The organism is Enterobacter cloacae complex sp. 2015409 (assembly GCF_041365315.1).
Lineage (GTDB): Bacteria > Pseudomonadota > Gammaproteobacteria > Enterobacterales > Enterobacteriaceae > Enterobacter > Enterobacter pseudoroggenkampii.
Map to the genome: position 1 here is coordinate 1,767,435 of NZ_JBFTVM010000001.1, position 18,154 is coordinate 1,785,588.

The 18,154-nt window shown below is 55.1% G+C and carries 19 protein-coding genes and 1 pseudogene; 9 read left to right on the forward strand and 11 right to left on the reverse strand.

Going from position 1 to position 18,154, the window contains the following annotated elements; genetic code table 11:
- Positions 1-4 precede the first annotated feature (4 nt).
- From pfkB to ACDO57_RS08605, 3 genes are all read left to right on the forward strand, one after another.
- Positions 5-937 (forward strand): 6-phosphofructokinase II, encoded by a 933-nt coding sequence (pfkB, locus tag ACDO57_RS08595; RefSeq protein ID WP_024909433.1) that lies wholly within the window; start codon positions 5-7, stop codon positions 935-937.
- Positions 938-1,042: 105 nt separating this feature from the next.
- Complete coding sequence (gene ghoS, locus ACDO57_RS08600) at positions 1,043-1,333, forward strand: type V toxin-antitoxin system endoribonuclease antitoxin GhoS (RefSeq protein WP_047648044.1); 291 nt, start codon at positions 1,043-1,045, stop codon at positions 1,331-1,333.
- Positions 1,334-1,438: 105 nt separating this feature from the next.
- A complete protein-coding gene (locus ACDO57_RS08605; RefSeq protein WP_024909435.1) occupies positions 1,439-2,299 on the forward strand; it encodes a fructosamine kinase family protein in 861 nt (286 codons plus the stop codon).
- A 36-nt stretch (positions 2,300-2,335) separates the two neighbouring features.
- On the opposite strand, the gene ACDO57_RS08610 is transcribed toward ACDO57_RS08605, so the two are convergent.
- Entirely contained in the window at positions 2,336-2,872 is a 537-nt protein-coding gene (locus ACDO57_RS08610) for a YniB family protein (RefSeq protein WP_023311291.1), read from the reverse strand.
- A gap of 148 nt (positions 2,873-3,020) precedes the next feature.
- Between ACDO57_RS08610 and hxpB the strand changes: the two genes are divergently transcribed.
- The 3 genes from hxpB (at position 3,021) to ACDO57_RS08625 (ending at position 5,903) form a co-directional block, all read left to right on the forward strand.
- Positions 3,021-3,692 carry a hexitol phosphatase HxpB gene (hxpB, locus tag ACDO57_RS08615; protein WP_024909436.1) on the forward strand — a complete coding sequence of 224 codons (672 nt, stop codon included), beginning with the start codon at positions 3,021-3,023 and terminating at the stop codon, positions 3,690-3,692.
- 101 nt (positions 3,693-3,793) lie between these two features.
- The gene (locus ACDO57_RS08620) at positions 3,794-4,384 is read left to right on the forward strand and encodes a metal-dependent hydrolase (protein WP_014883483.1); all 591 of its coding nucleotides are present in this window, start codon (positions 3,794-3,796) and stop codon (positions 4,382-4,384) included.
- A gap of 127 nt (positions 4,385-4,511) precedes the next feature.
- A complete protein-coding gene (locus tag ACDO57_RS08625) occupies positions 4,512-5,903 on the forward strand; it encodes an L-cystine transporter (RefSeq protein ID WP_024909437.1) in 1,392 nt (463 codons plus the stop codon).
- 48 nt (positions 5,904-5,951) lie between these two features.
- Here the strand turns inward: ACDO57_RS08625 and cedA are convergent, their stop codons facing one another.
- On the reverse strand, positions 5,952-6,239 hold the full coding sequence (gene cedA / locus ACDO57_RS08630; protein WP_370884122.1) for a cell division activator CedA: 288 nt from the start codon (positions 6,237-6,239) through the stop codon (positions 5,952-5,954).
- Positions 6,240-6,395: 156 nt separating this feature from the next.
- On the opposite strand from cedA, the gene katE reads away from it, so the two are divergent.
- Positions 6,396-8,645, forward strand: coding sequence for a catalase HPII (katE, locus tag ACDO57_RS08635; protein WP_370883845.1), 2,250 nt, complete (start codon positions 6,396-6,398; stop codon positions 8,643-8,645).
- 88 nt (positions 8,646-8,733) lie between these two features.
- On the opposite strand, the gene chbG is transcribed toward katE, so the two are convergent.
- The 7 genes and pseudogenes from chbG to osmE form a co-directional block, all read right to left on the reverse strand.
- Positions 8,734-9,483, reverse strand: a complete 750-nt coding sequence (chbG, locus tag ACDO57_RS08640) for a chitin disaccharide deacetylase (RefSeq protein ID WP_032650937.1) — start codon at positions 9,481-9,483, stop codon at positions 8,734-8,736.
- 11 nt (positions 9,484-9,494) lie between these two features.
- Positions 9,495-10,850 carry a 6-phospho-beta-glucosidase gene (locus ACDO57_RS08645; RefSeq protein WP_024909441.1) on the reverse strand — a complete coding sequence of 452 codons (1,356 nt, stop codon included), beginning with the start codon at positions 10,848-10,850 and terminating at the stop codon, positions 9,495-9,497.
- A 109-nt stretch (positions 10,851-10,959) separates the two neighbouring features.
- Positions 10,960-11,796: pseudogene (gene chbR, locus ACDO57_RS08650) on the reverse strand (transcriptional regulator ChbR); the annotation flags it as partial.
- Positions 11,797-11,807: 11 nt separating this feature from the next.
- Positions 11,808-12,155, reverse strand: a complete 348-nt coding sequence (gene chbA / locus ACDO57_RS08655) for a PTS N,N'-diacetylchitobiose transporter subunit IIA (RefSeq protein ID WP_024909443.1) — start codon at positions 12,153-12,155, stop codon at positions 11,808-11,810.
- A gap of 47 nt (positions 12,156-12,202) precedes the next feature.
- Entirely contained in the window at positions 12,203-13,561 is a 1,359-nt protein-coding gene (gene chbC, locus ACDO57_RS08660; RefSeq protein WP_028017210.1) for a PTS N,N'-diacetylchitobiose transporter subunit IIC, read from the reverse strand.
- Positions 13,562-13,640: 79 nt separating this feature from the next.
- Entirely contained in the window at positions 13,641-13,958 is a 318-nt protein-coding gene (chbB, locus tag ACDO57_RS08665; protein ID WP_008500676.1) for a PTS N,N'-diacetylchitobiose transporter subunit IIB, read from the reverse strand.
- 281 nt (positions 13,959-14,239) lie between these two features.
- Entirely contained in the window at positions 14,240-14,584 is a 345-nt protein-coding gene (gene osmE / locus ACDO57_RS08670) for an osmotically-inducible lipoprotein OsmE (RefSeq protein ID WP_010430142.1), read from the reverse strand.
- Between the two features lie 232 nt (positions 14,585-14,816).
- On the opposite strand from osmE, the gene nadE reads away from it, so the two are divergent.
- Both nadE and cho read left to right on the forward strand, forming a co-directional pair.
- Complete coding sequence (gene nadE, locus ACDO57_RS08675; protein ID WP_023335358.1) at positions 14,817-15,644, forward strand: ammonia-dependent NAD(+) synthetase; 828 nt, start codon at positions 14,817-14,819, stop codon at positions 15,642-15,644.
- A 181-nt stretch (positions 15,645-15,825) separates the two neighbouring features.
- Positions 15,826-16,704, forward strand: a complete 879-nt coding sequence (gene cho / locus ACDO57_RS08680) for an excinuclease Cho (RefSeq protein WP_248164122.1) — start codon at positions 15,826-15,828, stop codon at positions 16,702-16,704.
- On the opposite strand, the gene ves is transcribed toward cho, so the two are convergent.
- Both ves and spy read right to left on the reverse strand, forming a co-directional pair.
- On the reverse strand, positions 16,682-17,239 hold the full coding sequence (ves, locus tag ACDO57_RS08685; protein ID WP_021241069.1) for an environmental stress-induced protein Ves: 558 nt from the start codon (positions 17,237-17,239) through the stop codon (positions 16,682-16,684). The genes cho and ves overlap by 23 nt on opposite strands.
- A gap of 297 nt (positions 17,240-17,536) precedes the next feature.
- Positions 17,537-18,031 carry an ATP-independent periplasmic protein-refolding chaperone Spy gene (gene spy, locus ACDO57_RS08690; protein ID WP_024908549.1) on the reverse strand — a complete coding sequence of 165 codons (495 nt, stop codon included), beginning with the start codon at positions 18,029-18,031 and terminating at the stop codon, positions 17,537-17,539.
- Between the last annotated feature and the right edge of the window lie 123 nt (positions 18,032-18,154).

Consider the following 18,154-nt stretch of genomic DNA (forward strand, 5'->3'; position numbering starts at 1 on the left):
AATGATGGTTTCTATCTATACCCTGACGCTCTCCCCTTCCCTGGATTCCGCCACCCTGACGCCGCAGATTTACCCGGAAGGTAAATTGCGCTGTAGCGCCCCGGTATTTGAGCCCGGCGGCGGCGGGATCAACGTGGCGCGCGCTATTACCCACCTCGGCGGCAAAGCTACGGCAATTTTCCCCGCAGGCGGTGCCACCGGTGAACATCTGGTCTCTCTGCTGGCAGATGAACAGGTGGCCGTAGAGACCGTCGAGGCCAAAGACTGGACGCGGCAAAACCTGCATGTCCACGTGGAGTCCAGCGGCGAGCAGTACCGTTTTGTCATGCCGGGCGCGAAACTCAGCGATGACGAGTTTCGTCAGCTTGAAGAGAAAGTGCTGACGATAGAGAGCGGCGCGCTGCTGGTGGTAAGCGGCAGCCTGCCGCCCGGCGTCAGCACGGAAAAATTAACGGCGCTGATTCAGGCGGTACAGAAACGCGGCATCCGCTGCATTGTCGACAGCAGCGGCGAGGCCCTGCAGGCGGCCCTGGTGCCGGGCAATCTTGAGCTAGTCAAACCCAACCAGAAAGAGTTAAGCGCGCTGGTCAACCGCGAACTGACGCAGCCTGATGATGTTCGCACCGCCGCGCAGGAGCTGGTACGCAGCGGCAAAGCGCGACGCGTAGTCGTTTCCCTTGGTCCTCAGGGGGCGCTGGCCGTCGATGAAACGTCGTCCGTTCAGGTTGTCCCACCGCCGATGAAGAGCCAGAGCACGGTTGGCGCGGGCGATAGCATGGTGGGCGCGATGACGCTTAAACTGGCGCAAGGTGCATCACTGCTTGAGATGACACGCTACGGCGTGGCGGCGGGTAGCGCCGCAACTATCAATCAGGGCACGCGTCTCTGCTCACTTGCCGATACGCAAAAAATCGTCGATTACCTGTCCAGAAATTAACGCCTTTCCCCTTCGTCTTTACGGAGGGGAATGTCCGCTCTGAGTCGCCAAACGCAAACTATCGACTATGCTAAGAAAACTTCCATGATAACAATGAGGTGAATTATGAGCAGTGGTGACATCACACGTTACGTCGTGACCATCAACCTTCATGAAGCATCGCTGACCGAGCTGAATGAGCTCAACAACGCCTTCACCCGGGCTAATTTTCTCCTCACGCTCACGGATGACGAGGGCAATATTCATGATTTAGGCACCCTGGCATTTGGTCTCATCGGCGCCCTGAGCCAGGAAGAGGTTCATGCGCTGGCCGCCAGTCTGGTAGAGAGCGTGACCGACAAGCCTGCCGAAATTGACGTGGATACCTGGGAAAGCTGGCGGAAAAAAGAACAATAAGTGCGCTGTATGAATTTAAACCGCTCAGGTGTGCGTTAGTTCGTATTTTTTTACCGCAGTTATGCGCTAACTTTATGATCTGGCAGACAACATGGGAGAGACAACATGTGGCAGGCTATCAGTCATCTTTTACGTGAGCAGCTGGGTGAAGGTGAAATTGAACTGCGTAACGAACTGCCAGGCGGTGAGATCCACGCCGCGTGGCATTTACGCTACGCAGGACGCGATCTTTTCGTTAAGTGCGATGAGCGAGAACTGCTTCCGATCTTTACCGCCGAAGCCGACCAGCTGGAGTTGCTGTCGCGCAGTAAAACGGTGACGGTCCCACAGGTGCTGGCCGTCGGTAGCGACCGCGATTACAGTTTTCTGGTCATGGAATATCTCCCCGCCCGACCGCTGGATGCCCATAATGCGTTTATCCTCGGCCAACAGTTAGCGCGCCTCCATCAATGGAGCGACCAGCCGCAGTTTGGTCTCGATTTTGACAACGATCTCTCTACCACGCCACAGCCCAATGCCTGGCAGCGTCGCTGGTCGACATTTTTTGCCGAGCAGCGCATTGGCTGGCAGCTTGAGCTGGCCGCCGAGAAAGGGCTGGAATTTGGCAATATTGATGCCATCGTCGAGCACGTTCAACAGCGTCTGGCCTCCCACCAGCCCCAGGCGTCTCTGCTTCACGGCGATTTGTGGTCTGATAACTGCGCGCTGGGTCCCAACGGCCCCTACATCTTCGACCCGGCCTGCTACTGGGGTGACAGAGAGTGCGATCTTGCCATGCTGCCGCTTCATCCGGAGCAGCCGCCGCAAATATACGACGGATACCAGTCTGTTTCCCCCCTGCCGCCCGGTTTCCTCGACCGCCAGCCGGTGTATCAGCTTTATACGCTGATGAACCGTGCCATTCTTTTTGGCGGAGAACACCTGGTTAACGCCCAGCGGGCACTCGAGCGTATGCTTGCCGCCTGAAAAGCGCACGGGTGGCCTTGCCGCCACCCTTATCGCTTACAGAAAACCGAGCAGTGAGAAGAAGAAGTAACCCGCCACAATGATGATTACGGGAAGGATATAGAGCGGGAAAATTTGCAGGAAAATGGTGTGACGCGGCACAACAATGCGGGATTCAATCTGCTCCCGACTCATGCCTTCCGGGCCTTTGGCCTGCTCCAGAATCAACTGATCCTCAACGCCCTCGCGTAAAAAGCGCGTCTGACGGCTCATTCTCGCGCCAGAGGCCTGCAGTGCCAGCGCGACAAAGATCAGGGCGTATATCACCCAGAAGCCGATATTCAGCTGTTGATGAAAATCCGGGGTGGGTGAGTTAAACCAGAAAACATTCAAAAATGGCGTATTAAAACGCATCATCTCAATCATGACATGTGCGAAATCAAGCATTACCGCATTGATACCCGGCTGTTTTTCGCTGTGATCGTACATAAATTTGAGTACAGAAATCAGCGTAGAAATGACGGCAGGAATAAAAATCACCCAGCCAGCAATACGTTTTAAGACCGCAATGCGTCCAGCTTGTTGATACGTCATCAGTTCCTCTTCATAAAGACGCGTTATTTGTGCCTAAGTCTACCTGCTGGTCATCAATTTCGCCCGCTCTTTAAAAGCAATATGCTAAATTGCAGATTGTGCTTAGCACGTATCGTCTGTCGAACACCCTGGATAAGGAGACGTTGTGATGTCGACACCGCGCCAAATTCTTGCCGCAATTTTTGACATGGATGGATTACTGATCGATTCCGAACCGCTATGGGATCGCGCCGAACTGGATGTGATGGCCAGTCTGGGCGTCGATATCAGCCGCCGTAATGAACTACCCGATACGCTGGGCCTGCGCATCGATATGGTGGTTGACCTGTGGTTTGCCCAACAGCCGTGGGTGGGTCCCGATCGCAATGAGGTGACCGCACGCATTATCAGCCGCGCCATTTCTCTGGTGGAAGAGAGCCGGCCGCTGCTGCCCGGCGTACGTGAGGCTGTCGCGCTGTGTAAAGCCCAGGGGCTGAAGGTTGGCCTGGCTTCCGCTTCACCGCTGCATATGCTGGAAAAAGTGCTCACGATGTTTGAACTGCGCGACAGTTTTGACGCGCTGGCGTCCGCTGAGAAATTGCCTTACAGCAAGCCGCACCCGCAGGTCTATCTGGACTGTGCCGCTAAGCTCGGCCTGGATCCCCTCAGCTGCGTTGCGCTGGAAGATTCCGTTAACGGCATGGTGGCCTCTAAAGCCGCGCGGATGCGCTCCATTGTGGTGCCTGCGGAAGAAGGCCGCCACGATCCCCGGTTTGCGCTTTCCGATGTGAAGCTACATTCACTGGCAGAACTGACGGCGCATCATCTGCAGGGCGGTTAACGCCCTCCTTCGGTTTGTGACAAACAGTTACACCGTCACCTCTTCCGCCTACTGTATAAAAACCCTATACTGTATGAATTGACAGTTTCGTGGGTTTTATCATGACGGCGGAAGGCCACCTGCTTTTTTCTATTGCGTGCGCAGTATTTGCCAAAAACGCTGAACTTACCCCCGTGCTGGCACAGGGGGACTGGTGGCATATTGTCCCTTCCGCCGTATTGACCTGTCTGCTGCCCGACATCGACCACCCTAAATCCTTCCTCGGACAGCGTCTGAAATGGGTGTCGAAACCCATCGCCCGCGCGTTCGGCCACCGGGGGTTTACGCACAGCCTGCTGGCCGTGTTTGGCCTGCTGACGTTGTTCTATTTAAAAGTGCCTGAAAGCTGGATAGTCCCCGCCGATGCCATCCAGGGGATGGTGCTGGGCTATTTAAGCCATATTCTGGCCGATATGCTGACGCCTGCGGGCGTGCCGCTGCTATGGCCCTGCCGCTGGCGTTTCCGTTTTCCCATCCTCGCACCGCAGAAAGGTAACCAGCTTGAGCGGGTATTGTGCATGGCGCTGTTTGCTTACGCCGTCTGGATGCCGCAAACCTTGCCCGAAAACAGTGCAGTTCGCTGGTCATCCCAGATGATTAATTCGCTGCAATTTCAGTTTAATCGCTTTATTCATCACCAGATTGAACAGTAAACCGACAAAATTATCCCATTTGTCATAACCCATTCCATTTGGATATAAGCGCTACATCACACTTCTGCTAACCTTCCGCCAACAGGATTGGTAAAAACCGACCCAATAATAAATCAGGAGAACGGGGATGAATTTTCCACTCATCGCGAACGTCGTTGTGTTCGTTATATTGCTATTGCTTCTCGCACAGGCGCGCCACAAACAGTGGAGCCTGGCGAAAAAGGTGCTGGTTGGTCTGGCCATGGGTGTCGTATTTGGTCTGGCATTACAGGCAATTTATGGCTCCGATAATCCAGTTCTGAAAGATTCCATTCAGTGGTTCAACATTGTCGGTAACGGCTACGTCCAGCTGCTGCAGATGATCGTTATGCCGCTGGTGTTCGCCTCTATTCTGAGCGCCGTCGCCCGCCTGCATAACGCCACTCAGCTAGGAAAAATCAGTTTCCTGACCATTGGTACGCTGCTGTTCACCACGCTGATTGCCGCGCTGGTGGGTGTGCTGGTCACCAACCTGTTTGGCCTGACCGCAGAAGGTCTGGTTCAGGGTACCGCTGAAACGGCACGTCTTACCGCAATTCAGACCAACTATGTGGGTAAAGTAGCTGACCTGACCGTGCCGCAGATGGTGCTCTCCTTCATTCCGAAGAACCCGTTTGCTGACCTGACCGGTGCGAGCCCAACCTCGATCATCAGCGTGGTTATTTTCGCCGCGTTCCTGGGCGTCGCGGCGCTGAAGCTGCTGAAAGACGACGCGCCAAAAGGCGAACGCGTGCTGACCGCGATTGACACCCTGCAAAGCTGGGTGATGAAGCTGGTTCGTCTGGTTATGCAGCTCACCCCTTACGGCGTGCTGGCGCTGATGACCAAAGTGGTTGCCGGCTCTAACCTGCAGGACATCATTAAGCTGGGCAGCTTCGTTGTCGCCTCTTATCTGGGCCTGGGCATTATGTTCGTTGTGCACGGCATCCTGCTGGGCGTGAACGGCGTCAGCCCGCTGAAATACTTCCGTAAAGTCTGGCCGGTACTGACCTTTGCCTTCACCAGCCGTTCCAGCGCCGCGTCTATTCCGCTGAACGTTGAAGCGCAAACCCGTCGTCTGGGCGTGCCTGAATCCATCGCCAGCTTCTCTGCCTCCTTTGGTGCCACCATTGGTCAGAACGGCTGTGCGGGTCTGTACCCGGCGATGCTGGCCGTAATGGTCGCGCCGACAGTGGGTATCAACCCGCTGGATCCGGTATGGATCGCCACGCTGGTCGGGATTGTTACCGTAAGCTCCGCAGGCGTTGCGGGCGTTGGCGGTGGCGCAACCTTCGCCGCACTGATTGTGCTGCCTGCGCTGGGTCTGCCCGTAACGCTGGTCGCCCTGCTGATCTCCGTTGAGCCGCTGATCGACATGGGTCGTACCGCGCTGAACGTGAGCGGCTCCATGACCGCCGGTACGCTGACCAGCCAGTGGCTGAAGCAGACCGACAAAGCGATTCTGGAAAGTGAAGACGACGCCGAGCTGGCGCACCGTTAATCACGGTAGAAATAAAAAAACCGCCATCAGGCGGTTTTTTTATGGCTGTTATTCTTCAACCTCTTCATCCTGGCGGATCTGCATCGCCCACCGCTGTGCGGACTCCGGCACCGTAAACGTGGGAGAGCGACGGAAATGTTCGCCGATCAGCACAAAGGCCACGTATTTCCCCCGCAGCAGCCAGACATCACGAAAGCCCTCCACTTTCAGGGCATGGTCAGGCGGCGCGGGCTCAACGCGGGGCACATAGCTAATAACCTGGCGGTTTTGTTGACGAAGAGGTTTCATAAGCGACGGATTCACTAAAGCAAAATTCTTGAAGCAGGAAAATTCTATGATAGCCGATCCTGCTGCCTTCCGTCGCGCTCCGAGTGGGTGAGATGGCTCCTTTCGCTAATCACGGCATGTGAAAACTCTTAGTTCGCGAACCATGTCGCGACATTGTTCTATCCTTAATAGGGTTTTTAGCAATGGATAAAGGAGAAGCGTGCAATGTCGAACAAAGATAAAACACATCAATCACCGATTCATGGCACTGAAGAATCTCAACCGGGTATGGACTCTCTCGCCCCTGCAGACGGCTCTCACCGCCCCTCCCCTGGCCCCTCAGCACCGGGCGAACAGCCTACCGCACCGGGAAGCATGAAATCGCCGGACACGGGAAACGAGAAGCTGAAATCTCTTGAGCCACACCGTAAAGGCGGCGAGGGTTTTGCGCTCACCACCAATCAGGGCGTGCGTATTGCTGACGATCAGAACTCCCTTCGCGCAGGCGTGCGCGGCCCAACCCTGCTGGAAGACTTTATCCTGCGGGAAAAAATCACCCATTTTGACCACGAGCGGATACCAGAACGCATCGTCCACGCGCGCGGTTCCGCTGCGAACGGCTACTTTCAGCCCTACAAGAGCCTGAAAGCGATCACCAAAGCGGATTTCCTCTCCGACCCGGATAAAATTACCCCGGTGTTTGTGCGTTTCTCCACCGTGCAGGGCGGCGCGGGGTCGGCAGATACCGTCCGGGATATCCGCGGCTTTGCCACCAAGTTTTATACCGAAGAGGGTATTTTCGATCTGGTCGGCAATAACACCCCGGTGTTTTTCATTCAGGACGCGCATAAATTTCCTGACTTTGTCCATGCGGTAAAACCGGAGCCCCACTGGGCCATACCGCAGGGACAAAGTGCGCACGACACCTTCTGGGACTATGTTTCCCTGCAGCCTGAAACCTTACACAACGTGATGTGGGCGATGTCAGACCGCGGCATTCCGCGCAGCTATCGCACCATGGAGGGGTTTGGCATCCACACCTTCCGTCTGATCAACGCCGAGGGGAAAGCCACGTTTGTCCGCTTCCACTGGAAGCCTGTCGCGGGTAAAGCCTCGCTGGTGTGGGACGAGGCGCAGAAGCTGACCGGGCGCGATCCGGACTTCCATCGCCGCGAGCTGTGGGAATCCATTGAAGCGGGCGACTTCCCGGAATACGAACTGGGCCTGCAGCTCATACCGGAAGAGGACGAATTTAAGTTCGATTTCGACCTTCTGGACCCGACGAAGCTGATCCCGGAAGAGCTGGTGCCGGTGCAGCTGGTGGGTAAAATGGTGCTCAACCGCAACCCGGATAATTTCTTTGCCGAAAACGAGCAGGCCGCGTTCCACCCGGGGCATATCGTGCCGGGGCTGGACTTCACCAACGATCCGCTCCTGCAGGGACGCCTGTTCTCCTATACCGATACGCAGATTAGCCGACTCGGCGGGCCGAACTTCCACGAAATTCCGATTAACCGCCCAACCTGCCCGTATCACAACTTCCAGCGCGACGGGATGCACCGTCAGGATATTGATACCAACCCGGCAAACTATGAGCCGAACTCCATTAACGATAACTGGCCGCGTGAAACGCCTCCCGGACCGAAACGCGGTGGATTCGAATCGTATCAGGAGCGTATCGATGGCAATAAAATTCGCGAGCGCAGCCCCTCGTTCGGTGAGTATTACGCCCACCCTCGCCTGTTCTGGAACAGCCAGACGCCGATTGAGCAACAGCACATCATCGGCGGCTTCAGCTTTGAGCTGAGTAAAGTGGTGCGCACCTACATTCGCGAGCGAGTGGTCGATCAGCTGGCGCATATTGATATTCAGCTTGCCCAGAGCGTCGCGGATAACCTGGGCATTACGCTGACCGACGAGCAGCGCAACCTTGCTCCGCCGAAAGAGGTTAACGGCGTGAAGAAAGATCCGTCGCTGAGCCTGTATGCCGTGCCGGGCGGCTCGATTAAAGGCCGCGTGGTCGCCATTCTGCTGAACGACAAAACCCGCGCCAGCGACGTGCTGGGGATTATGCAGGCGCTGAAGACTCAGGGCGTGCATGCCAAACTGCTCTATTCCCGCATGGGTGAAGTGACGGCTGACGATGGCTCTGTGCTGCCGGTGGCCGCAACCTTTGCCGGGGCGCCATCGCTGACCGTCGATGCGGTGATCGTGCCGTGCGGGGATATTGCCAGCCTGCTGACCAACGGCGACGCCGTCTATTATCTGCTGGAAGCCTATAAGCACCTGAAGCCGATCGCGCTGTCCGGCGACGCGCGACAGTTCAAGGCGCAGCTGAAGGTGGCCGATCAGGGTGAGGACGGGATTGTCGAGGGAGATAACGTTGACGATGCCTTTATGACGAAGCTGTCTGATTTGCTCGCCGCGCACCGCGTCTGGTCGCGCAGCAGCAAGATCGATCAGATCCCGGCGTAAAAAAAGCCGGGTGGCGCTTGCGCTTACCCGGCCTACATTCGATTGGTTTTGTAGGCCCGGTAAGGCGAAGCTGCCACCGGGCTTTATCTCAAAGATCCCCAAACGTCCCCAACCGATACCCGCGCTCGGCAATCGCATACTTCAGCGACGCCGACGTCAGCACGTCCAGCTCCGCCAGGCGCGGCCAGCAGTAGGCGCTTTTCCGCACGGTGTTATCGACAAAAGCCGGATGCGCCATCACTTCTACCGACTTTTCCCCCCGCGCGGCGGAATCGTCCAGCACCTTCAGGAACAGCGCTTCGTCGATCTCGTCGCCGTAAAATGCGCTGCTGAACCCCTCAGTGGTTGTCACGTCGCAGTCGGGCACGCCGCGCGCCTCCCTATCCACGCGCATCGCCACGCCTTTGCGCTGGGCAAACCCGGCGACAATCGGGAAAATCGCCGGGATCATATGCACGTGGTGATGGCTGTCGATATGCGTCGGCGCCTGACCAAACACATCAACGAAGCGGTTGAACTGACAGTCCAGCTCGCGGGCAATCTCTTCGAGCGGCAGAGCATCCTGCTCCGCCAGTTCCCAAATCCACTTTCCAAGCTGGCCGTCGCGCGTCAGGCCCGGCATTGGCGAAAGCGGCATCCCGAGCGTCAGCACAAAATGCATGCCGACGCCCAGCGCCGGCACCTCGCGGCTCAGCTGCGCCGCGTGTTCAACCGCCTCACCATTCACCAGTGCCGTGGTAGAGGTCACAACCCCCCGGCGACAGGCTTCAATAATGCCGTAGTTCTGACCTTTCGAGAGACCAAAATCATCAGCATTAACGATCAGCAGGTTTTCCATTGTGCGTCCTCTTAGTGGTGTTTGAACTTCAGCTTCTCGATCGTGGCGGCAAAATTCGGCAACCATTTTTCATGCGCCAGGATCATCTCGCTGGCCAGCTGTTCCGCATCGCGGTCTGAATGCACCAGCGGGCTGAGGTTCAGCGCCAGCAGCACGTCATTGAGCTCGCCGCTCAGCGCCGCGTTGCTTGCCGCCACTTCAAAGCCCTTAATGGTGTGGATCAGGCCCATGACCTTGTCATCGAAGTGGGTGATGCGAGGATGCGGTTTAGCGCCCTCGCGCCCCAGGATGCAGGTCATCTCGACGGCCCAGTCCGCCGGGATATTGTCGATATGGCCGTGGTGCGGCACGTTGACATAGTGTTCCGCCTGCTTGTCGTTGTAGATGGCGTTGATCACTTCACACGCCGCATCGGAGTAGTAGGCCCCGCCGCGCTGCTCCAGCTCTTTCGGTTTGACGTTCAGGTTCGGGTCTTTATACAAATCGAACAGCTGCTTCTCGACCTTCTGAACGATCTGCGCGCGCGCGCCGCCCTTATAGTACTCGCCCATTTCGATGGCCAGCATCTCTTTCTGCTTGAAGTAGTAAAGCAGGTACGAGCACGGGAGCAGGTTCAGCGAGCGGATCAGCCCTTCGCTGAACGGCAGGTCAAAGATGTTTTTCACGGATGCCGCCGTCAGGCGACCGGAAGCCACGCCGTCGAGGAGCTCGGCAAAGCGCGATTTTCCGTTCACGATGACATCTTTAATAAACACCATGTGGTTCAGGCCGAACAGATCGATGGAGAGATCGTCGCTGTCGGTCAGCGCCAGCACGTCGCGGATAAACATCTTCATGCCGATCGGAATGTTACAGACGCCGATAAAACGTTTGAAGCCGGTATGACGATAGACCGCTTCAGTGACCATCCCGGCCGGGTTGGTGAAGTTAATCACCCACGCGTTCGGGCAGATCTCCTGCACGTCTTTGACGATGTCGAAAATGACCGGAATGGTACGCAGGCCTTTAAACAGGCCGCCCGCGCCGTTGGTCTCCTGCCCCAGATAGCCGTGGCTCAGCGGAATACGCTCGTCCAGCTCGCGCGCCTTCAGCTGGCCAACGCGCAGCTGGGTGGTCACGAAATCCGCATCTTTCAGCGCCAGACGACGGTCCAGAGTTTTATGCACGGTCAAAGGCACGCCCGCTTTTTCCACCATGCGCTTGCACAGGTCGAAAATAATATTCAGCTTCTCCTGACCTTCCTCAACGTCCACCAGCCATAATTCACTGACCGGTAATTCATGATAACGTTTCAGGAAACCTTCAAGTAATTCCGGGGTATAGCTGCTGCCGCCACCAATGGTTACGACTTTTAATTTCTTCTGCATAATATCTCCCTTAGCGTATCAGGTTAATCGCCTGCAAGGTATAGCGTACTCTTCCCGCTATTTGGGCAAGCCATTAAAGCAATATTTGTGGCGGATAATCCGCCGAAAGTTAATTCATTACCGTTAAATTCCTCCGGTAACTGTTCGGTGTGAATGACGTCAATTTTTTAAAGGTCTTAATAAACAGACTGGGACTGCTGTATCCTGACTCGTACGCAATATCGGTGACAGAATAGTTGGTAATTTCCAGCTGTTTTTTGGCAAAGTTAATGCGGATTTCATTAATAATTTGCACGGGCGTTTTACGATAATAGCGCTGCGTTGCACGGGTCAGATATTCTTGGGATTTACCCGACAGCGACACCATATTTTCCAGCGCATTTTCGCTGAACTGGCCTTTATCGTGCATCAGCTCAACGGTGCCGCGCAGCCATTGCGGAATATCATCCGTCACCTGCTGCTCTTCACGATGATGGCGCAGCCGGTTCATCACGTAGAAGGTCACCGTTTCAATAAACTCATCAAATTCATTGTCGCGGAAGTTAAGCGAAGCGATAACCGTCTCAATCCAGGTCATGAACTCGTTTTTAACCCGATAGACCTGGGAGGCAACGAAGCAGAACGGCACCAGCGGCAGATAGTGCTTCTCGAAGAAACGTCTGCTGACGCCCACGTTCAGAATGCGGGTGGCACCAAATTCGTAAAAGCTCTGGTGATAAGACCCCATCGGCAGGAAGACAAAATCCCCTCGCTCAAGCAGGACGCGCTTACCGTTGATCTCCTGGTAGTAGCGACCGGTCAGAACAATCGTGAACTCGTAGTAGTCATGCTGGTGCAGACCACTGGCGCTCTCCGTTTTGTTGTAGATAACCACATGAAAATTTTTGCCATTAAACAGCTGCTGTTCAAGTGCGGTTTTAATTTCCATCGTGCTGACCTCCTGCTGCTCAGTCTGACTTACTGCATCTTCTCGTGAAGCTCAATGAGCTCCGCCACCAGCTCACGCGCCAGCATCGAGGTCATCAGGTGATCCTGCGCGTGGACCAGCACCAGGCTGACCTTCATCTTCCCTTCGCCCTGATCGCTTTCAATCAGCTTTGTCTGCACCAGGTGCGCTTCATTCAGCGCCGTGCGGGACTGTTCCATCATGGTTTTCGCGGCGGCGAAATCCCCCTGCTTGGCCTGCTTCAGTGCGGCATAGGCCAGGCTGCGGGCCTGTCCGGAGTTGATGATAAGCCCCATCACCACTTCTTCAAGATCGTTCTCGGCGGCTTCGTCTGCGACAATACTATCCAAATCTAACATGTTTAAGCTCCTTGTGGCTGGCGCGGGCTTCCCCGCGCCGGTCAATCTTAGAATTTCAGTGAGAGGGCAATATCCTCTTCGCTCTCTTCTTCATCAATGATGGTGGCGGCTTTGTTGGCAATCGCCACGAACGGCATGTACAGCAGGGTGGCAATCCCGAGGTTGAATATCGCCAGCAGGAAGGCTGCGACGCTGCCGTTGGTGTTGAAGAAGGCGCCCAGACCTGCTGGCATGGTCCACGGTGCAATGTTGGTAATCGGTGGAATGATGCCCATGTAATACGCCGTCAGAGTGATAGCGGCCAGCAGCGGCTGAATCAGGATGAACGGAATGAACATTACCGGGTTCATGATGATTGGCAGACCGAACAGAATCGGTTCGTTAATCTGGAAGATGCCTGATGGCAGCGCCAGCTTCGCGACCTGACGGTAATCAGCACGACGAGAGACAATAAAGACCGCGATGATCAGACCCAAGGTCGCCCCGGTACCGCCCAGGAAGATATAGGAGTCAAGCATCGGCTTCGCCCACACATGGAAGGTTTTACCGGCTGCCAGCGCCGCGTCAACGGAGCCGTACTGCTGGTAAAGCGCAACGTTTTCCAGTGCCCAGGGGGTCATAATCCCGCTGTCCAGCGCGGCCAGTGCCAGTGAACCATGCACGCCAAAGAACCACAGCAGAGAGGTGAAAATCACATACGCCCAACCGACCACGCCCCCCATCGACGCCAGCGGCGTAGAGATAGAGTCCATGATGATCTGGTGGAAGTTTGTGCCCCAGTGGGAGAGCGCCCAGGCGATAATCCCCATGATAGAGAGAATAATGAAGCCCGGAATCAACGCGGAAAATGAACGGGAAACGGAAGCCGGTACGCTATCCGGCAGGCGGATAACCCAGTTGCGACGGATAATAAAGGTGAACATTTCTGCCACCACCAGGCCGATAACAATACCGGAGATAATGTTGGCCCCACCCAGCCAGTTGGCGCCGACGGCATAGGCTTCACCCACGCTGTATGGCGTCACGGTCATGAAAGCGGCGACGGATAATAACCCGGCGGCCAGCGGATCGACTTTACGCTCTTCTGCCAGTGCCATCCCAATAAAGAAAGGCGCCATCAGCGACATAATCCCCAACGTACCGTTATAGACGTTGCCGCCGATGGCTTTAAAACCATTAAGGGTTTCAATAGTGGAAGCGTCTAACCGAATTCCTAATGAATAAAAGAAGGAACCTTCACCAAAGCTCAGAAAAACGTTGTTAATTAAAACGAACATGGCCCCGGCCAGCGTCAGCGGCATTAATTTAATAAAGCCGTTTTTGATGGCATTAACGTGAGGCTGCTTTCCTATTTTAACAGCAAAAGGAAGGAGTACCTTTTCAAGTGAAGCGATGACTTTACTCATAGGAAAATACCCTTAAATGCCGTAACGCATGTTACGGCGTATTGTGTGTGAAATAACTCTTTGACGGGAAAAATAAAAATTAATTAGCAGCTTTTTTAATGGCTGCCACAGCAGCTTTAAGAACACCTAAACCATCAATCTTGCCGTACAGCCCCGAGTCGATCACTTCGACCGGTTTATTCGGTAACAGTCGTTGAATTTCGGGCAACATATAGGCAATTTGCGGCCCCAGTAAAACGACATCGGCTGTCTGGCCTTTTTCGCCCGCCAGCGTCTCTGGAAACGCTTCAATCACCACAGGGACTTCATACTTTTCAGCCTGCGCACGCATCTTTGACACCAGAAGCGAGGTTGACATGCCCGCTGAGCAGAACAGGTAGATATGTTTCTTTTCCATCGTGTTTTCCCTCTTTTATGACTACCTGCCATCGCGCTATCACTCGACTCGCTGTCCCGGCAGACAGGTAGCTTGCGTACTGTTGTTTATCGTTGGAGTGAGTATACGCAATGGTACAGACAGGGGATAATTCTGGATAGACTCAAATTGTCTCTCATTGACCTGGCTTGTTGACTCCCTTCACATTTCGGGCAAATAATTCGCGCAAAGAAATAAGATTTACGTATGCATAAAAAAACCGGCCCCTGGGCCGGTTTGTTAACATCCTCAGGCAAGGAGGGTTACTGCGCCTTAGGTGCCTGCGGATCGGTGTCGTATTCAGCACAGGTCTGATAGCCGGAGTTGATCACATGACCGGTATCATCCAGCGCGACAAAGTAGGTTTCTGCCTTACCATCACGTTGACCCAGGATATAGGTCTGGCAGGTCCCTTTCGCATGAATCATGGTCACTTCAGAAGAAGGTTTACCGGCAATCGCGGCCACCTGCGAACGGGTCATCCCTTTTTTAACGTCTTTTACTACGGGCTGCGTAAACTGATCCTTGGTGCGATCGTAAGCCGTACACCCTGCCAGCATAGTCAGTACCGCCGCTGCGCTAAGAATTCCTGCTACGTTCTTGTTCATATTCCGTCCTCTTGTTTATCAGCGTGTTATCTAAGCATGGGATAAAAAGTACTATTGTTCAACTTTGTGAGTTACGCCAGACGAATTTCGGAAAATTCTAATAAAACAACGATAACCTGCTAAATCGGCGCAAATTAGCGCACTCGAAACTGTGATCCTTGTCGTTTCTCGCCCAAAGGGTTAGTTTTAACAGCTAACACATTCTGTTTATGTACTGCATATGGAGGGCGTGATGGCTCTGCAACAAGAGATTATTCAGGCACTGGGCGCGAAGCCCACGGTAGATGCACATGAAGAGATCCGCCGCAGCGTGGATTTTTTAAAATCGTACTTAAAAAAGAACGCTTTCCTGAAATCCCTGGTGCTGGGCATTAGTGGCGGCCAGGACTCTACCCTGACCGGTAAACTCTGCCAGATGGCGATTTCAGAGCTTCGCGAAGAGACGGGCGATGAGACGCTGCAGTTTATCGCGGTGCGTCTTCCTTATGGCGTGCAGGCGGACGAGCAGGATTGCCAGGATGCCATTACCTTCATTCAGCCTGACCGCGTGCTCACTGTGAATATTAAGGGCTCGGTGCTGGCAAGCGAGCAGGCGCTTCGCGAAGCGGGCATTGAGCTGAGCGATTTTGTTCGCGGCAACGAAAAAGCCCGCGAGCGCATGAAAGCGCAGTACAGCATCGCCGGGATGACCAAAGGCGTCGTCGTCGGCACCGACCATGCGGCAGAAGCGATCACCGGTTTCTTCACCAAATACGGCGACGGCGGCACCGACATTAACCCTATCTTCCGTCTGAACAAGCGTCAGGGTAAGCAGCTGCTTGCCGCGCTGGGCTGTCCTGAGCATCTGTATAAGAAAGCGCCGACAGCGGACCTTGAAGACGATCGCCCTTCCCTGCCGGATGAAGCGGCCCTTGGGGTCACCTATGACAACATTGATGACTATCTGGAAGGCAAAAAGCTGGATGAAGGTACCGCGAAAATCATCGAAGGCTGGTATCTGAAAACCGAGCACAAGCGCCACACGCCAATTACGGTGTTTGACGACTTCTGGAAGAAATAAAAGCAAAACGGTAACCCCAGGTTACCGTTTTTAGTGTTTGCGCCCTCTCCCGTGGGAGAGGGTTGGGGTGAGGGCATCAGACCGCACGTCCTGGCCGGGTAAGGCGTCGCCGCCACCCGGCTCTTTTTTAACCACCACACTCCTGCTACACTGTATACCTGAACAGTATATGGAGCAGTATGTGAGCAGGCGTCAATCCGCCCCGCGTCTTGAGTTTGAAGCGGCGGCTATCTACGAATATCCCGAGCACCTTCGCCCCTGGCTTGAGGCACTGCCTAAACAGCCGGGCGTGTACATCTTTCACGGCGAAAGCGACACCCTGCCGCTCTACATCGGCAAGAGCGTTAACATTCGCAGTCGGGTATTATCCCATCTGCGTACGCCGGACGAAGCCGCCATGCTGCGCCAGTCGCGACGCATTACCTGGTTCCAGACGGCCGGAGAAATGGGCGCGCTGTTGCTGGAGGCGCGGTTGATAAAAGAACAACAGCCGCTGTTCAACAAGCGCCTGCGCCGCAACCGTCAGCTCTGCTCCCTGCAGATCAACGAGGGCAAGCCGCAGGTCGTCTACGCGCGCGACGTCGATTTTTCTCATGCCCCGAATCTCTACGGGCTGTTCGCCAATAAACGAGCCGCACTTCAGGCGCTGCAGACGCTCGCGGACGAGCTCCAGCTTTGCTACAGCCTTTTAGGTCTGGAGGCAACCACCCGCGGACGCGCCTGTTTTCGATCCGCGCTGAAGCGCTGCGCCGGTGCCTGCTGTGGGAAAGAGAGCGTTGAGGCGCACCACGCACGGCTCCTCTCCGGTCTGGGGGCCATCAGCGTGAAGTGCTGGCCCTGGGAAAGCGCCGTTGCGCTCAAAGAGGTGGGCGAGGCAATGACCCAGTATCACATCGTCAACAACTGGCTCTGGCTGGGCGCTGTCGACAACATCAACGACGCGGCAACCCTGCTGCGCACGCCCGCCGGATTTGACCACGATGGCTACAAAATTCTCTGTAAACCGGTCCTGGCCGGTAAGTTTGAGATCATTGAACTCAATGGCCTGGCAGCCATGTGATTTCGCTGAACAATAAGGTACCCTGAGCCTCCAGCAGACGCAGCGTATGGGTCCCCTCCTCCCAGCTGGCGCCCTGATCGGCCGTCAGCAATTTATCACCCAGTTGCCACGCCCCGCTTAACACAAACACCACGCCCCCGCGTGTGCCAAAGGTGGTAAAGGTACGGTCAGCCACGCGCACCTTCGCTCGGCAGCAGTCGCGACGGGTCATGATGTTGAAGTCCATCGCCATCCGCCCATCGGACAGCAGCGCTTTCACCGGCAGGTCGCCGGCAAAGCTATAGGGCTGATGGTGCTTCAGGGTATGGAAGAACGCCTGACCGGCATCCAGGGTCACCTCCCCGCCTTCCAGCAAGGTAATCACCCGATCGACGCCGGGAAACGAGGAGAATTCGCCGTTGCTGGCGATAGTCGCGATACTGGCACGCCAGTGAAAATCCCTCGTCGCGGGAGGGAAGCAGCAAATCTCACGCGTTTCGCCAGCACCATTGCGCCAGAGGCTGACCGGCATCTTACGGATATCAAAGAACTCCATCACCACTCCTGAATGGCACAACCCGTGCCAGGGCAAGGATATCGCTATCGTTGCTGTCTTGATTGTTATCGTTGGGTATTCACAGAAACAGTATCGGCAGCAGAGCGGGCAGGCCTTAGCGCAACGTTAATAAAAATGCTAACGCCATGACTCTACGAACATTCTCTGAAGCGACTACAGGAGGATACCGCGCTGGCGGCGGCAGGCAAGAGGGCAGGAAAGAAAAACCGCCGGTCCTGTCCACAGCGATTGCGCTTTTGTGGACAGGATCCCGGCGGTCTTAAGAGTGTGAACCGATTATTCGGTTGGTGCTGGCATTTTACCTTCCATCGCCGGACGTTCTGTCAGACGCTTCTCAAAATTCGCATTAAATTGTTTTTTCTGTTCCGGGGTCAGAATGTTGTAGATCTTGTTCTGAGTTTCCATGTGAGCCAGCATGCGGGCTTTGTGCTGCGCGGCCATTTTGTCAATCTGCGCTTCGGCTTTCGCCTTGTCGAAGCTGTCGCTGGCGATGATGTCATGCATCGCACGACGCTCTTCAAGCGGAGGACGTTTCATCTGGTCGCGTTCACCTTTTCTGATGTCGCGGATCTGCTGCTTCTGCGCATCCGTCAGGTTGAGATCCTTAAACATCATCATCTCGTTGTGCATACCCGGACCTTTATGATGCATCATCATTTTGCCTTCAGCAGGCGCGGCAGTGGTGGTGGTCGCAGTATCTGCGGCGAACGCCATGCTGGTAGCGCCCAGAGCCAGGGTAGAAGCAACAAACAGTGCAGTAAACTTACGCATAATTTATTTCCTTTCTTTCAGTTATTCTTCGGCGCTATGCCGTGTTGACGAGATTAACTTTACGGGGTTTATCGTCAATTAGTCAGAGCAACGGTAAAACAATGAAAGTGTAAAAAACAAATT

Coding starts and splice junctions, on each gene's coding strand:
- pfkB (WP_024909433.1), top strand. CDS start 5: ATGGTTTCTATCTATACCCTGACGCTCTCCCCTTCCCTGGATTCCGCC.
- ghoS (WP_047648044.1), top strand. CDS start 1,043: ATGAGCAGTGGTGACATCACACGTTACGTCGTGACCATCAACCTTCAT.
- ACDO57_RS08605 (WP_024909435.1), top strand. CDS start 1,439: ATGTGGCAGGCTATCAGTCATCTTTTACGTGAGCAGCTGGGTGAAGGT.
- ACDO57_RS08610 (WP_023311291.1), bottom strand. CDS start 2,872: ATGACGTATCAACAAGCTGGACGCATTGCGGTCTTAAAACGTATTGCT.
- hxpB (WP_024909436.1), top strand. CDS start 3,021: ATGTCGACACCGCGCCAAATTCTTGCCGCAATTTTTGACATGGATGGA.
- ACDO57_RS08620 (WP_014883483.1), top strand. CDS start 3,794: ATGACGGCGGAAGGCCACCTGCTTTTTTCTATTGCGTGCGCAGTATTT.
- ACDO57_RS08625 (WP_024909437.1), top strand. CDS start 4,512: ATGAATTTTCCACTCATCGCGAACGTCGTTGTGTTCGTTATATTGCTA.
- katE (WP_370883845.1), top strand. CDS start 6,396: ATGTCGAACAAAGATAAAACACATCAATCACCGATTCATGGCACTGAA.
- chbG (WP_032650937.1), bottom strand. CDS start 9,483: ATGGAAAACCTGCTGATCGTTAATGCTGATGATTTTGGTCTCTCGAAA.
- ACDO57_RS08645 (WP_024909441.1), bottom strand. CDS start 10,850: ATGCAGAAGAAATTAAAAGTCGTAACCATTGGTGGCGGCAGCAGCTAT.
- chbA (WP_024909443.1), bottom strand. CDS start 12,155: ATGTTAGATTTGGATAGTATTGTCGCAGACGAAGCCGCCGAGAACGAT.
- chbC (WP_028017210.1), bottom strand. CDS start 13,561: ATGAGTAAAGTCATCGCTTCACTTGAAAAGGTACTCCTTCCTTTTGCT.
- chbB (WP_008500676.1), bottom strand. CDS start 13,958: ATGGAAAAGAAACATATCTACCTGTTCTGCTCAGCGGGCATGTCAACC.
- osmE (WP_010430142.1), bottom strand. CDS start 14,584: ATGAACAAGAACGTAGCAGGAATTCTTAGCGCAGCGGCGGTACTGACT.
- nadE (WP_023335358.1), top strand. CDS start 14,817: ATGGCTCTGCAACAAGAGATTATTCAGGCACTGGGCGCGAAGCCCACG.
- ves (WP_021241069.1), bottom strand. CDS start 17,239: ATGGAGTTCTTTGATATCCGTAAGATGCCGGTCAGCCTCTGGCGCAAT.
- spy (WP_024908549.1), bottom strand. CDS start 18,031: ATGCGTAAGTTTACTGCACTGTTTGTTGCTTCTACCCTGGCTCTGGGC.